General features: G+C 48.1%; 13 protein-coding genes. 8 read left to right on the top strand and 5 right to left on the bottom strand.

The genetic code is table 11. The features are described 5' to 3' along the window. The first annotated feature begins 33 nt into the window (after positions 1 to 33). The gene (gene dapB / locus AC1S5B_RS09425; protein ID WP_482035417.1) at positions 34 to 855 is read left to right on the top strand and encodes a 4-hydroxy-tetrahydrodipicolinate reductase; all 822 of its coding nucleotides are present in this window, start codon (positions 34 to 36) and stop codon (positions 853 to 855) included. Between the two features lie 572 nt (positions 856 to 1,427). Then, on the top strand, positions 1,428 to 2,297 hold the full coding sequence (locus AC1S5B_RS09420; RefSeq protein WP_482035416.1) for a phosphate ABC transporter permease: 870 nt from the start codon (positions 1,428 to 1,430) through the stop codon (positions 2,295 to 2,297). 7 nt (positions 2,298 to 2,304) lie between these two features. Here the strand turns inward: AC1S5B_RS09420 and AC1S5B_RS09415 are convergent, their stop codons facing one another. Continuing rightward, positions 2,305 to 2,958, bottom strand: coding sequence for a precorrin-8X methylmutase (locus tag AC1S5B_RS09415; protein ID WP_482035415.1), 654 nt, complete (start codon positions 2,956 to 2,958; stop codon positions 2,305 to 2,307). A gap of 42 nt (positions 2,959 to 3,000) precedes the next feature. Further along, entirely contained in the window at positions 3,001 to 3,855 is an 855-nt protein-coding gene (locus tag AC1S5B_RS09410; RefSeq protein ID WP_482035414.1) for a TPM domain-containing protein, read from the bottom strand. A 195-nt stretch (positions 3,856 to 4,050) separates the two neighbouring features. Between AC1S5B_RS09410 and AC1S5B_RS09405 the strand changes: the two genes are divergently transcribed. From AC1S5B_RS09405 to rnhA, 5 genes are all read left to right on the top strand, one after another. Further along, a complete protein-coding gene (locus AC1S5B_RS09405) occupies positions 4,051 to 4,923 on the top strand; it encodes a 6-carboxytetrahydropterin synthase (protein ID WP_482035413.1) in 873 nt (290 codons plus the stop codon). Between the two features lie 202 nt (positions 4,924 to 5,125). After that, entirely contained in the window at positions 5,126 to 6,376 is a 1,251-nt protein-coding gene (locus tag AC1S5B_RS09400; RefSeq protein WP_482035412.1) for an FtsW/RodA/SpoVE family cell cycle protein, read from the top strand. Positions 6,377 to 6,481: 105 nt separating this feature from the next. Further along, positions 6,482 to 7,216, top strand: a complete 735-nt coding sequence (locus AC1S5B_RS09395) for a cytochrome c biogenesis protein CcdA (RefSeq protein WP_482035411.1) — start codon at positions 6,482 to 6,484, stop codon at positions 7,214 to 7,216. A gap of 56 nt (positions 7,217 to 7,272) precedes the next feature. Continuing rightward, complete coding sequence (locus AC1S5B_RS09390) at positions 7,273 to 8,661, top strand: cytochrome c biogenesis protein (RefSeq protein WP_482035410.1); 1,389 nt, start codon at positions 7,273 to 7,275, stop codon at positions 8,659 to 8,661. A gap of 19 nt (positions 8,662 to 8,680) precedes the next feature. Then, positions 8,681 to 9,562 (top strand): ribonuclease HI, encoded by an 882-nt coding sequence (rnhA, locus tag AC1S5B_RS09385; RefSeq protein WP_482035409.1) that lies wholly within the window; start codon positions 8,681 to 8,683, stop codon positions 9,560 to 9,562. Between the two features lie 22 nt (positions 9,563 to 9,584). On the opposite strand, the gene AC1S5B_RS09380 is transcribed toward rnhA, so the two are convergent. From AC1S5B_RS09380 to btpA, 3 genes are all read right to left on the bottom strand, one after another. Then, entirely contained in the window at positions 9,585 to 10,562 is a 978-nt protein-coding gene (locus tag AC1S5B_RS09380) for a vitamin K epoxide reductase family protein (RefSeq protein ID WP_482035408.1), read from the bottom strand. A gap of 148 nt (positions 10,563 to 10,710) precedes the next feature. Beyond that, a complete protein-coding gene (locus AC1S5B_RS09375) occupies positions 10,711 to 11,133 on the bottom strand; it encodes a glutaredoxin family protein (RefSeq protein ID WP_482035407.1) in 423 nt (140 codons plus the stop codon). A 26-nt stretch (positions 11,134 to 11,159) separates the two neighbouring features. After that, positions 11,160 to 12,029 carry a photosystem I biogenesis protein BtpA gene (gene btpA, locus AC1S5B_RS09370; RefSeq protein ID WP_482035406.1) on the bottom strand — a complete coding sequence of 290 codons (870 nt, stop codon included), beginning with the start codon at positions 12,027 to 12,029 and terminating at the stop codon, positions 11,160 to 11,162. 412 nt (positions 12,030 to 12,441) lie between these two features. On the opposite strand from btpA, the gene rimO reads away from it, so the two are divergent. Continuing rightward, a complete protein-coding gene (gene rimO, locus AC1S5B_RS09365; RefSeq protein WP_482035405.1) occupies positions 12,442 to 13,797 on the top strand; it encodes a 30S ribosomal protein S12 methylthiotransferase RimO in 1,356 nt (451 codons plus the stop codon). Positions 13,798 to 13,897 lie beyond the last annotated feature (100 nt).

The raw sequence follows: 13,897 nt of genomic DNA, 5'->3' as shown, positions 1-13,897 counted from the left end.
ATACCAAGGTCATTAATTTCCAGGTATTTAGCAATGTCAGACCCGATCCCAGTGTTAGTGAATGGTGCGGCGGGTAAAATGGGGCGTGAAGTCGTGAAAGCGATCGCCCAAGCAGACGATATGACCCTCATGGGAGCCGTCGATCGCAGCCTTGAGTATTTGGGGCAGGATGCCGGAGAGCTTGCAGGCTGTGGCACGTTGGAAGTTCCTATCACCACCGACTTCCAGCCTATGCTGGCATTTGTTTCTCAAGAGAAGCAGCCTGCGGTGATGGTGGATTTTACCCATCCCGACTCAGTGTATGAAAATATTCAGATCGCGATCGCCTATGGAGTGCGTCCGGTGGTGGGCACCACTGGGCTTAGCCCTGCTCAAATTGCCAACTTAACGGAGTTTGCGGATAAAGCGAGCATGGGCTGTCTGCTGATTCCTAATTTCTCTATTGGTATGGTTTTGTTGCAACAGGCGGCGATTCAAGCCTCTCAGCATTTTGACCACGTGGAAATCATTGAGCTACACCATAATCAAAAAGCAGATGCTCCCAGTGGAACCGCGCTGCAAACGGCTGAACTGTTAGGAGAAATCGGCAAGCCCTTTAATCCATCTAGCGTGGAAGAAACAGAAAAACTTGCAGGTGCGCGCGGTAGCCTCACCGAAGATGGCATTCGGATTCATAGCATTCGCCTACCTGGATTGATTGCCCATCAGGAAGTTATTTTTGGCGCACCGGGTCAGATCTATACACTGCGGCACGATACGAGCGATCGCGCTTGCTACATGCCGGGGGTTCTGCTGGCTATCCGTAAAGTGATGCAGTTGAAATCGTTGGTTTATGGTCTAGAAAAAATTCTGTAAAGCGAGTGTCCAGGGTTCCACGCAAAACATAACTTTTCGGCTGTGATTTTGATCAACCAGTTGGCTGAAGTCGATCACCGCGATCTCAACTAAAGCAATGAATAATTTGGTAGACCAGCAAATTACTTTTGTGAAGTCGTAGTGCCGACTTAGGGCATTAGAAGAAAATTGCCTGACCCTTAAAAGCCCCCAGGGTCAGGCTGTCTACCTGTAAAACGCTTTTCTAACTGAAAGAACTAAGCCAACATAGTTGCCCCCTAGTTACTTAGCTCTTCCGAATCACGTTCCTCAGATGTCCCTTTAATTTTGCAGCATATCTGTCCTAAATCCATCCGCATAGTTTCTAATGTTTTATCCGATTTGACCTAGACCTAGGTAAGGATCTTGCGTAGATTTACCTTAAAGCCATCTTCGGCAAATTCATTACCCTAGAGATTACAGCGGCACTTTGTAGCTGCTTCAACAAACCTCGTAAGCACCAGCGTAAGTTCAGCACTCCGTATGTCATCCTCCTCCAGACGAACCGACAAGTGTTAGTCTCGTAGCAATGACTTAAGCAGTTGATCCGTCCTATGTTAGTTCCTCTTACCCGAAAAACGTTTGAAAGCCTGATTCCACTGGTTGCGACAGGAGGGCAATATGCTTATTTTTGGGGCAAGCCACGCGACTTCTTGAAACGGGTGCTGATTTCAGTCGTAGGCATGTTTGCGCTCGTTTTCATTCGGGTGCTATTTTTTGGGGTGATCCCCGATGGCATCTTATTATTTGTTGGGTTAACCGTTGGACTGTATTGGATTTGGGCACCCGTTCTATGGGCAAGCGTTCGCAATATGGAGTATCGCCGATTTGGATATGCTGGCTTTTGGCAGGGTCGGGTGACAGACATATTTTTGACAGAAGAACTGATTGGCACTGAAGAAAACGTCAACAATCGGGGTGAGTTAGTGGTTGTGGAAAATCGGGAGCGCTGTTTGAATTTAGAAGTAGGGGATGAAACAGGCTTTACGGCTCAATTGCAGGTTCCACTCAAGCGCTATCACCGAGCGATAGATTTGGGTGATGTGGCAGAAATGCTGGTGCTGTCAAATCGGGGAGATCTGGGACGGATTGCCCAAACAACTGATATTTACATTCCAGATCATAATCTTTGGGTTAGTGACTATCCCTACTTACAGCAGGATGCCTTTATTGATGTCAGTCGTCGGCTCAGTACTCAATTTCCTGAGGCGGCATATCCTGAGATGGCAGATCCGGCGGAAACTGAGCCTATTCGCTCTAAGCGAACTCCAAAGAGTGCAAATTCTAGGGGTGGCGCACTTACACGCAGCCGAGGCGAGGATGCACCAGATCGCCGCAGACGCAGCACACAAGCGGTCTCGGATTATCAGTCAGCCCCGTCTCAAAAACGGCGATCGCGTCGCTCCACGAATAATGATTGGTAGTTCTCAATCAACTCACGCCTAGCTGTTCCTGTCCATAAGCTTGCCATGCTAAATCGACTAAACCATTGACAATTGCCGCTGCCACAACGGGGCTGCCTTTTCGTCCGACGATAGTAATATAGGGCACGAGTGAATCGGCTAACCGATCTTTTGCCACATCTGCCCCAACGAAACCCGCCGGGGTGCCAATCACCAGCGCGGGTCGAATGTCTTCGGTTTCAATCAGTTCTGCGATCGCTGTGAGTGCGGTCTGAGATTGCCCAATCACAAATATTCCTTCAGGATAGCGGCGTGCCAAGGTTTCAATCCCCCAAGCGGCGCGGGTTTTCTCCTTTTGCGGACGGGTTAAGGCATCCATGCTGCAATAGACCGGATTGGCGAAAGTATGCTGAATGGTAGACGCGATCGCTACTTGAACCATGGGCACATCGACCACAATTGTAGTTCGAGCCGCTAATGCTGCTGCGCCCGACTGTAAGGCGACCTCTGAAAATCGAATCAGCGATTGGTAATCGAAATCTGCCGTGGCGTAAATTACCCGACGAACAATCTCATACTCCGCTGGCGAAAATGTATGCTCTCCAACTTCGCGGTCAATCAACGCTAAGCTTTGTGCGTCCGTCACATGCCATTCCATGGTTTTGCCTTTAGACTCATTCACCAATCGACAAAACGCCGAAGAGACTAGAAACAGGATAGGCGATTATGTTTCAGATGGGGAAGAACGATTTAACAATGGGGCTAAAAATGCCACCAGTGCGCCAATCAAAAAGCCTGCCACATTGCGAAACAGGGGCAACCAATCGGATGTGCGGGTGACGACGGGAGCGATACCAAACGCAATAAACAAAATACCCCAGAGTGGCGAAAAGATTAGCGCCCACTGCCAGGAAAACCCCTGCCCTTCCTTGCGAGGATGGGCAGCAAAACCGCAGATGACTCCACCCAGAATTGAGGTGATTAGAGTCAAAATCCACTGTTCCTTAGGTAAACCTGGAACGACTTGACAGCCCCCTTGCAAAATGCAGGTTTTGATCGATGCGATCGCCCCCAATATTGCCTGATCTTCCCCATTCTCACGCACATAGAATTGATTGCCAAAGCGAGTTTGCAGTTCAATCCAAAACACACGCGGCATCAGTGGATAAAAATCATCCCCAACGCTGAAGTTCAGAATATTGCCGCCTCTGGGATCAGCCACCAGCAAAACGCTGTGATCATCCAGCCCCCAATATTCTTTCACGGCGGTTCCAGGAGTGCGATCGAACTGGGTCAAGACTTTCAGTTTCCAGCCAGTCGTTTCTTGAAACTGCTCTAGATCTTTCGCCAAAGTCGCTTCTTGGTCACTGTTCAAAAACTTTGCCAGATCGATTACGGCGGTATCATTCTTTGGCAACAAGTCTGGATTGTTGAAAGCGTATGCAGCAGAATTTGCAAACAAACCCACAGGGTTTAGCCAGATCGAGAATGCCGCTAAGCCAGCAAATAGGTAAGCCAGCCATTTCTGAGAGAAGCGGCAAAAGAATCGCATCCCTGTAATCAGTTCAAATTGAGCCATGGGTAACGCTGGGATAAGCAGTGGGAAAAGCATCTAAAAAAGTTCAATGAAAAAGTTTCTTAACACTTGTTCATCATATTCTAATACTAAGAATATCCCGCGATCGCCGTCAATGTTGGTTATCCTGAGAATAGGGTGCTTCGCAAAACTTTGCATCTTGTTTACAGTTTCCTAAGCTGCTCTGGCACGGAATTTATGAAATGTACGATTAATCGGCGCGCCCAATTTTCTGCCAGCCATCGCTATTGGTTGCCAGAATTCAGCGAAGCAGAAAATCTGACTCGATTTGGTGCCTGCACCCGTTTTCCAGGACATGGACACAATTATGTTTTGTTTGTCTCCATGCTGGGCGACTTGGACGAGTACGGCATGGTGCTAAATCTTTCAGACGTAAAACACATTATCAAGCGCGAGATTACCAGCCAGCTTGATTTTTCCTATCTAAACGATGCCTGGGAAGAATTTGGGCAAACGCTGCCCACAACCGAAAATATCGCGCGCGTAATTTGGCAACGGCTTGCCCCCCATCTTCCACTCGTCCGCATTCAGCTATTTGAACATCCCGAACTTTGGGCAGATTATTACGGAGACGATATGGAAGCTTACCTAACTATTAGTACTCATTTCAGCGCGGCTCACCGCTTGGCTCGTCCTGATCTGAGTTTTGAAGAAAACTCCGAAATTTACGGCAAGTGCGCCCGACCCAATGGACATGGGCACAACTACCACTTGGAAGTAACGATCAAAGGAACCCTCGATCCGCGCACTGGCATGATTGCTGATTTGGTTGATTTTCAAGCCGCGATCGATACTTTTGTAGTAGAGCCGTTTGATCACACTTTCCTAAACAAAGACGTTGCCTACTTTGAAAATGTAGTGCCTACGGCAGAAAATATTGCTATTCATATCCGCGATTTACTACAAGCACCCATCCAGCAAATCGGCGCACAGCTATATAAAGTCAAGTTAATTGAAAGCCCCAACAATTCTTGCGAAGTTTACGGTGCGGAACCTCAAGAATCTCGGCACCTAAATCGCCAACAAGAACCTGCGTTGGCTCAGGTTTAACTTAACTCAGTAAATATTTTTTGAAAGGGCGCTGGATTCAGCGTCCTTTGGCTTAATGGGGCTTACAACACGCTAAATTTAGCTACAAGTCTTGCCTGATTGCCAAGACTGCCCTAGACTGGTCACCTGATAAGCGGCTGAAAGATTAAACTCAGCCCAAGAGCCTGCTCGTTATCCTCCAATAATTTTCATTGAGAAGCTTGTGAACTTACGTCACCTGATTCCATTTTTTGATACGGCTGCCAAAGATTGGGCTTTAGAAGCACGATTGCTTCGCTGGTTAACGTTCGTATGGCTGTTCATTGGCTTAGCAATGGTGTTTTCGGCTTCTTATGCCGTTGGAGATGCGGAACAGGGAGACGGGCTATATTACTTTAAACTCCAAATAATTTGGGTTTTGATTGGCTTGGTCGGCTTTAATCTTTTAGTCCACACTCCAATTCGCTTCATTATTGGGGTTGCTGATTGGGTCTTGCTGCTCGTTTTGGGGCTAATCTTAGTGACCCTGATTCCAGGAGTAGGGATTCTTGTGAATGGCTCATCTCGCTGGCTATTCATTGGGCCCTTTCCCCTACAGCCCTCAGAACTGATTAAGCCTTTTCTGGTACTACAAAGTGCGCGAGTTTTTTCTCAGTGGGATCGGCTACGGTGGTCTATGCGGATCACTTGGCTAGGAATTTTCCTATTAGTTGTGGCGGGTGTATTGCTCCAGCCAAATTTAAGTACGGCGGCTCTCTGCGGCATGATGCTGTGGTTGGTTGCTTTGGGGGCGGGTTTGCCCTATGTGCAATTGGGTGGAACTGCACTTGCCGGCTTGTTAATTGTGGCGTTGAGTGTGAGTTTGCGTTCCTATCAGTTGCGGCGGATTCTTTCATTTTTGAATCCTTGGGCTGACCCCCATGGGGACGGCTATCAGCTAATTCAAAGTATTTTGGCAGTGGCTTCGGGCAATGCCTGGGGAACTGGATTTGGGTTATCTCAGCAGAAGTTATTTTATCTGCCCATTCAATATACTGATTTTATCTTTGCGGTTTTTGCAGAAGAATTTGGCTTTGTAGGGTGCTTAATGCTGTTGGTGATGCTGGCGGTGTATGCCACGTTGGCGTTGAGAGTGGCGCTGAAGGCGAGTACGACGGTTCATCGGTTGGTGGCGATCGGAATTATGGTGTTGTTAATTGGGCAATCGTTGTTAAATATCGGTGTGGCGACGGGTGTGCTACCGACGACGGGATTGCCGTTTCCATTGCTCAGTTATGGTGGCAGTTCGATGATATCCAGTTTGATTGCAGCCGGGTTGCTGATTCGGGTGGCGCGAGAAAGTGGGGAGGCAAAAGTGGTGCGCTTGGATGATCACCGTAATAATCGTCAGCCTGTTCCTCTAAGATCCCGAGTTGGGCAACGATCGCTCCAAACATCGCTCCGCACTCCTAAGATTCCTCGTCGGGCAACTTGATGTCCCTCGGTACAACGCATTAAGCAGATTAAGATAGAGAAGTATTTGAACGAACGCTTGTAGTTTGAATAGGCGTAGTTGAAAAGCGCGATCGCCCTAGAAAGAATGTTTGAAGCCTTCCAGACCCAACTATATCAATTGGCTCAGTTTGCCAATACGCTGGTATCCAATCAACTTGCCCATCTGACTCCCGTCAGCGTAGGGATCATTTTTTTAGCGGGTTTATTGACCAGTCTGACACCCTGTATGCTGTCAATGCTGCCGATTACGATTGGCTATATTGGCGGCTACGAAGCCAAAACCCGACTGCAAGCGGCGGCACAATCGACTTGGTTTGCCCTAGGGTTAGCAACCACTTTGGCTGGGTTGGGAATTCTGGCAGCCGTAGTAGGGAAAATCTATGGGCAAATTGGCTTAGGTTTGCCGATTATAGTGAGCGCGATCGCAATTTTGATGGGTTTAAATCTGCTGGAAGCGTTGCCTTTCAGATTGCCATCTTGGGGCGGAATGGATTGGTTTTCGCAAGAATTACCCACTAGTGCAAAATCTTACCTAATTGGGGTCACCTTTGGGTTAGTTGCCTCTCCTTGCAGCACGCCTGTTCTAGCCACGCTGCTCGCCTGGATTTCTACCACAAAAGATCCTGTGTTAGGCAGCCTCTTGCTGCTGGCATATACGGCGGGCTATGTGACTCCGCTAATTTTGGCAGGCACGTTTACCGCTTCGATTAAAAAATTGTTGGAACTGCGTCGCTGGTCGGGCTGGATTACGCCAGCGAGTGGTCTTTTGCTTGTTATTTTTGGGGTGTTCTCGCTGTTATTTAGAGTCACCAGTTTTTAGATTTTGAATTGAGGCTTCATTCAAAAATGAGGCAATTGTTTAAAGGCAATAGGGCAATGACTGCAAAAGATACTTTTTTATCAAAATTTTCTACGATTACTGCCGCTCCCCAAACTTTTTTTAAGCGCGAACTGGTGCCATTTTTGGCAGATCTGAGGTTGGCGATCGCCCTACTATTGCTAATTGCCCTATTCAGTATCTCCGGCACAGTCATAGAACAGGGTCAGTCGATCGCGTTTTATCAGGCAAACTATCCCGAACAGCCTGCCCTTTTTGGGTTTCTCACCTGGAAAGTGTTGCTCACCTTGGGACTCGATCATGTCTATCGCACTTGGTGGTTTCTGGGATTACTGGTGCTATTTGGCTCTAGCCTGACGGCTTGCACTTTCAAACGACAAATTCCGTCCCTCCGCTGGTTTTCTCGCACCTGGAATTTTTATACGCAACCCCGCCAGTTTCAAAAATTCGCCTTGAGTGCTACTTTACCTCAGCGATCGCTGGATGATCTCGCGCCGCTGTTGGCAAGTCGTCGCTATCGCATTTTTCGCCAAGGAGATTCTCTGTATGCTCACAAAGGGCTAGTGGGGCGAGTCGGTCCCATCATTGTCCACATTGGCATTCTGATTATTTTGTTAGGCGGCATCATGGGTGCGCTAACCGGATTCATTGCTCAGGAAATGATCCCCAGCGGCAACACATTTCAAATTCAAAATATTACGGACGCTGGACCGTGGGCAACGCCTCAAATCCCCAAGGATTGGTCAGTTAAAGTGAATCGTTTCTGGATCGACTACACCCCTGATGGCAATATCGATCAGTTTTACTCTGATATGTCTATCTTAAATAGCCAAGGTGAAGAGGTGAAACGGAAGACGATCCATGTGAATGAACCGCTGACCTATAAAGGAGTCACGTTGTATCAGGCATCTTGGTCGATCGCGTCGGTGCGGGTGCGCCTGAACAACAGCCCGATTTTTCAACTGCCCATGGCACAACTCGATACAGGCGGCAAGGGACAACTCTGGGGCACCTGGATTCCTACAAAGCCAGATCTCAGTGAAGGAGTCTCGCTAATCGCTAAAGACCTCCAAGGCACTCTGATTATCTATGGCAACGACGGCAAGCTCATTTCCACGGCAAGAGCAGGAATGGGCACTGAAGTGAATGGAGTCACCCTAAAAATTCTGGAATTAGTCGGCAGCACCGGGCTACAAATTAAAGCTGATCCAGGAATTCCCTTAGTTTATGCTGGGTTTGCGTTGTTAATGGCAGGCGTGATCATGAGCTATGTCTCCCATTCTCAAATCTGGGCATTGCAAATCAGCGGAGAATGCTATGTAGGCGGCACCACAAACCGCGCCCAAGTCACCTTTGAACGAGAAGTGATTGCCATTTTGGATCAGCTAGAGCAGACTGATGAACCGGCTCTAAGCCTAGTATCTTGATTGTTGTAACAGATAAATAATGATTCAAAGTATTTATACAGATGGCGCGTGTAGTGGCAATCCGGGACCAGGCGGTTGGGGCGTAGTCGTTTATTTCAAGGATGGCTCTCGCCACGAACTGGGTGGCGCAGATCGGCAAACTACCAATAACCGGATGGAAATGCAAGCCGCGATCGCAGCACTCAAGTTTCTCACTGATCACCCCACAGATGCGATCGAACTGTATACCGATAGCGAATATGTCAGAAAAGGAATTACTGAGTGGATTAAAGGCTGGAAAAAAAAGGGCTGGAAAACCTCCACGGGCAAAGATGTGGTCAACAAAGACCTGTGGCAAGAATTAGATCTGCTAAATTCTACCCAAGTGCAATGGCGCTATGTGCGTGCTCATGCGGGCAATGAAGGGAATGAACGCTGTGACGCGATCGCCCGTGCCTTCAGTCTTGGAAAAAACCCTAAGCTGACTCAAGTTCAAACCAGTCAGATAATCACTCCTAACAAAACCGAACCTCTGCCTACAAAAACTCCTCTCAAATCAGTTCCACTTGAGTCAGCCGCCTTGAAGTTAAACACTATACAATCCGATTCTACGCTCACCGTTGCAACTCTTGAACCGATGACAGACCTACAGCCCTCTTTCACGCCAGATACGGTTGATGGCGCTCCCCGTGAGGTTAAAGTCGCTCAACTGCGTGACACTGTTGAAGCCCTACGGATTGCCGATGAAATTGCCGAAAAGGGGTATCTAATCACCAGTTCTGAACTGGCAGATTTAATGGATGTCAACGCCAGCGCTGTCACCAGCCGTGGAGATAACTGGGTCTGGCGTAACTGGGCAGTCTCCCGCGTTCGCCGCGAAGGGAACCAAATCCTGTGGCAGCTAGAACGGCGCATTGACTAACGATCTGAATGGACTAGAGAAACTAGACTCCATTCTTAAAGTTGCGCGGTCCTTGATAGCCTGACTTGGTTGCCAAATCAGTCAACTGCTGAGTGCCTGTCAAATACTGACCCTTAACTTCCCAAGTCGGAAAGCCAAAACTTTGCCCTGTTTGCTTCTCAATTTTGGGTGCCATCTCTTGACAGACTTCTGTTTTGGAATTTACTCCATCTGGCGCACACTCTACGTAGGGATAGATCGCAGCGGCTTCTTTGCCAAACAGTTCTTTTTGATCATGGCAATGAGGGCACCAATAGGCTCCATACATTTTTGCCCCAATCTGCTTCAAGTGCTTTGCCAATTCAATCTCTGCCGGGGAGGATGTGTTGACAACCGCGGGTCCTGTATTGCCGCCCGTTGCTGAAGGCGAAGCAGCAGATGGAAGATTGGCGTAAATCAGCAGAGTCGTAACTAAGGTGACCATCAACGTGATGATCCCCGTTATCACTAGTTGACCGACATCATCCCAATCGCGCCCAATCAAAGTCAAGACAAACATGCTAAGGGCAAACAGCGCAGAGGCGATGCAATAGTAGCAAATCCCGCCTGCGCCAAATTTTGAAACGAACTGTGACCCCATGATGTACATCAGGTAACCACTAAAAACCGTCATGGCAGTTGCGCCAATGAACAGTAGCCGCCAAGTGATGTCGTTTAGAGTGGTTCGCAGTTTCCGGTTTTTCTCAGGATTTACGGCTAAAGGAGCTAGCGCAAAAACTGCCATTGCCGCATAGGCAGCTAAGCCGAATAGAGCCAGAGGCAATCCAAATACCGTAGCATAGGGGCTGTCTAAGACTCGTTCGCAGCCACTAGTAGGGCAAGCGGCAACGGTCTTTGAGAGTTTGGTGATGGTGATGTATGCCGTATTGATTGCGCCAAGAATCGCGATCGCCCCAATTATTTGGCGTGACCAGCGATGAATCCACGGAGCATTACGACGACGACCCACAAGACTAGACATAGCTCAACCCCATACAATTAACCAGAATCCATCTATAGCAATCTCGTCTTTATTTTGCCCCATTCTGTTCCCGTTTGTGTTCAAGGAACAATTTCCCTTACGCTGTACTTCTTATCCTCACCCCTAAAACCTGCCCCCTGAGACGTGCCTAAAACTTGGTGGAACCTTTATAGCCAGACGATTTTGCTAATTCTTCTAAAGATTGCACCCCCACGTATTGCTTCCCATTGATTTCCCAAGTCGGGTATCCGGTTACCTTGGCGGCTTTACAGAGGCTGGGCTTGGCATTTGCACCACGGGGATCGCATTCAATATAGTTGATGAATTGAATGGCAGACTTGCCAAACATTTCTTTTTGATGCGTACAGTGTGGGCACCAATAGGCTCCGTACATCTTGGCATTAATCTTCTTCAAGTGCAGGGCTAACTCTGTTAACGCTTTGCTATCGGCAACGCTGACGGTAACGTCGGCGGGTCTGGGTTTGGCACTGATCGCCGCTGGGCGAACAATTATCAGTGCTGTGCTGATGGAAAGCCCCAATAGAGCGATCGCGTAAATTTGACGATTCATCCAAGCTTCCTTAAAAATACAAGTATTCAGGAGTGCAACCGCACAGACGGAAGAGATTGAGGTATCGCCTCAACTGGCATTCCCCGCCGCACTGCCTCTACAAATCGATTCACCCGAATTGGATCAATCGGTTGATCGCGACGACCATGGCGCTTCAGCGAACTACAGGTAATCACGCCATCAGCCGCTTGCATTAAACTAGCTACATTCTCACAATCTGCGCCACTTCCAATGAATACAGGAGTATGATTCGCGGCGGCTTTAGCAAGTTCCAAGTCTTCCAAACTAGGAGGACTGCCCGTTGCCCAACCCGATAAAATAATCGCATCGGCAAGCCCCCGTTCAATCGTATCTTGCACCGCAACGGTCAGGTTTGGAGAACTCAGGGGACGGGCATGTTTCACTAATACATCCGCAAAGATTTTGACATCACTGCCCAGTTCTCGACGATAGCGCAATAGCTCGTAAGCACAGCCTTCAATCAAGCCTTGGTCAGTTGCCATGACTCCTGTAAGGACGTTGACCCGAATAAATTGAGCATTGGTGCAGGTGGCGATCGCCAAAGCACTCCGAGCATCATTCCGCAGCACATTAATACCAATTGGCAGCGTCACCATATGCATCAACCGCTGCACAATCAGGCTCATGGCACTGATGACCGCTGGATCAACCTGTCCACTAGTAAATGGCGCATCGAAAAAATTTTCTACAATAATGCCATCCACTCCGCCCGATGCCAGAGCCACTGCTTCTTGTTCTGCGCGGTCTATCACCGTTTTGAGGCTGCCGCCCCATTTAGGTGAGGTTGGCAAAGGCAGGAGATGGACAACGCCAATCACTGGATTTGGGGTTTTGAACGTTTGGATTAAGTCCACGTGTTTATAAATCGGACTCACCTGAATCTGAAAAAGGTCAATTGCAACAGAGTACTAAAAAGAGTTAATTGAGTGACCGGAGAGAAATACTTGTGTAATACAAGGTCTACTCTGTCATTCATTTTTCTCTTTGCTAGCGACTGCGCTATCCAAATAATAACGTTTCACTGGAACGATCCTTACAGTAAATCATCGCTCTCGCCTAAATGAATTGAATTCCCCCTTGCTAATTCCAGATCAAAACCCTATCCTGTAAAATATCGTAATATTTCCGATTTCGAGTTACCATATAAACTGAACATAATCTGAGCGATTGCACTCAGAAACTGAATAGCTGATGCTAATAAGTTTGATGCGAGGGGATAAGTCCGTCGCGACGCGATCGCTAAAGTACGACGACTGACACCTCTTTCATAGGACTACTACTAGCTTCATGGGCACTAAGCCAACTATTGCTGTCTCACATCTAGGCTGTGAGAAAAACCGGATTGACACTGAGCATATGCTGGGTTTACTCGTTCAAGCGGGCTACTCAGTAGACGCAAACGAAGAGCTGGCAGACTACGTGATTGTCAACACCTGTAGCTTCATTCAATCGGCTCGCGAAGAATCAGTTCGCACCCTAGTTGAACTTGCTGAAGCAGATAAAAAAATTGTGATCACTGGCTGCATGGCGCAGCACTTTAAAGAAGAGTTGCTGGGCGAACTGCCCGAAGCCGTTGCCTTAGTGGGGACAGGCGACTACCACAAAATTGTTGACGTAATCCAGCGGACTGAAACCGGAGAACGGGTCACGGAGATCTCTTCGCAGCCCACCTACATCGCCGACGAAAATACTCCCCGCTATCGCACAACGACAGAGGGAGTTGCCTATCTACGGGTAGCGGAGGGCTGCGACTATCGCTGCGCTTTCTGCATTATTCCTCACTTGCGTGGAAACCAGCGATCGCGCACCATCGAGTCCATCGTGGCTGAAGCTGAGCGGTTAGCCTCAGAAGGGGTGCAAGAGCTAATCTTAATCTCCCAAATCACGACAAACTATGGCATCGACATCTATGGCAAACCCAAGCTAGCCGAGCTTTTACGGGCGCTGGGCAAAGTCGAGGTTCCCTGGATTCGGATTCACTATGCTTATCCAACTGGATTAACACCCGACGTGATTGCCGCGATCCAAGAAACGCCCAATGTTTTGCCATACATGGATTTGCCGCTGCAACACTCTCACCCTGAGATGCTGCGATCGATGAATCGTCCCTGGCAAGGGCAAGTCAATGATGAAATCATTAATCGGATTAAAGAATCCGTTTCTAACTCTGTTTTGCGAACCACTTTTATTGTGGGGTTTCCGGGCGAAACAGATGAACATTTTGAACATTTACTACAGTTTGTTCAAAGACATGAATTTGATCATGTGGGCGTATTTACGTTTTCCCCGGAGGAGGGAACTCCAGCCTACAATCTTCCAAACCAAGTTCCTCAAGCTGTGATGAACCAGCGCCGTCAGACCTTAATGCAGGTTCAGCAGCCGATTTCTCTTAAAAAGAATCGCCAGGAAATTGGCAAGGTTGTCAATGTGTTGATTGAGCAGGAAAACCCTGAAACTGGGGAATTGCTCGGTCGCTCATCTCGTTTCTCGCCAGAGGTTGATGGCTTAGTATACGTTTCTGGTGAAGCGAGTTTAGGGTCTTTGGTGCCAGTCGCCATCGACCATGCCAGTGAATATGACCTATATGGTCGTATCGCAACCGCAGCAGATTTATTTAACCATCAACCTTTAGCCATCCCATAAATCGCTGCATTTCAAGAGCAACTCTTTTTAGAGTTGCGGCTTTGTTGGGTTCTTTTCCCAATACTTAAGCCTTTTGATCCCATCTTATTTCTGATATTTA

The organism is Leptolyngbya sp. CALU 1928 (genome assembly GCF_056784215.1).
This window is presented reverse-complemented; position numbering and strand designations above follow the sequence as displayed.

Coding starts and splice junctions, on each gene's coding strand:
- AC1S5B_RS09375 (WP_482035407.1), bottom strand. CDS start 11,133: ATGAATCGTCAAATTTACGCGATCGCTCTATTGGGGCTTTCCATCAGC.
- AC1S5B_RS09420 (WP_482035416.1), top strand. CDS start 1,428: ATGTTAGTTCCTCTTACCCGAAAAACGTTTGAAAGCCTGATTCCACTG.
- AC1S5B_RS09390 (WP_482035410.1), top strand. CDS start 7,273: ATGACTGCAAAAGATACTTTTTTATCAAAATTTTCTACGATTACTGCC.
- AC1S5B_RS09395 (WP_482035411.1), top strand. CDS start 6,482: ATGTTTGAAGCCTTCCAGACCCAACTATATCAATTGGCTCAGTTTGCC.
- AC1S5B_RS09405 (WP_482035413.1), top strand. CDS start 4,051: ATGAAATGTACGATTAATCGGCGCGCCCAATTTTCTGCCAGCCATCGC.
- rimO (WP_482035405.1), top strand. CDS start 12,442: ATGGGCACTAAGCCAACTATTGCTGTCTCACATCTAGGCTGTGAGAAA.
- dapB (WP_482035417.1), top strand. CDS start 34: ATGTCAGACCCGATCCCAGTGTTAGTGAATGGTGCGGCGGGTAAAATG.
- rnhA (WP_482035409.1), top strand. CDS start 8,681: ATGATTCAAAGTATTTATACAGATGGCGCGTGTAGTGGCAATCCGGGA.
- AC1S5B_RS09410 (WP_482035414.1), bottom strand. CDS start 3,855: ATGGCTCAATTTGAACTGATTACAGGGATGCGATTCTTTTGCCGCTTC.
- AC1S5B_RS09380 (WP_482035408.1), bottom strand. CDS start 10,562: ATGTCTAGTCTTGTGGGTCGTCGTCGTAATGCTCCGTGGATTCATCGC.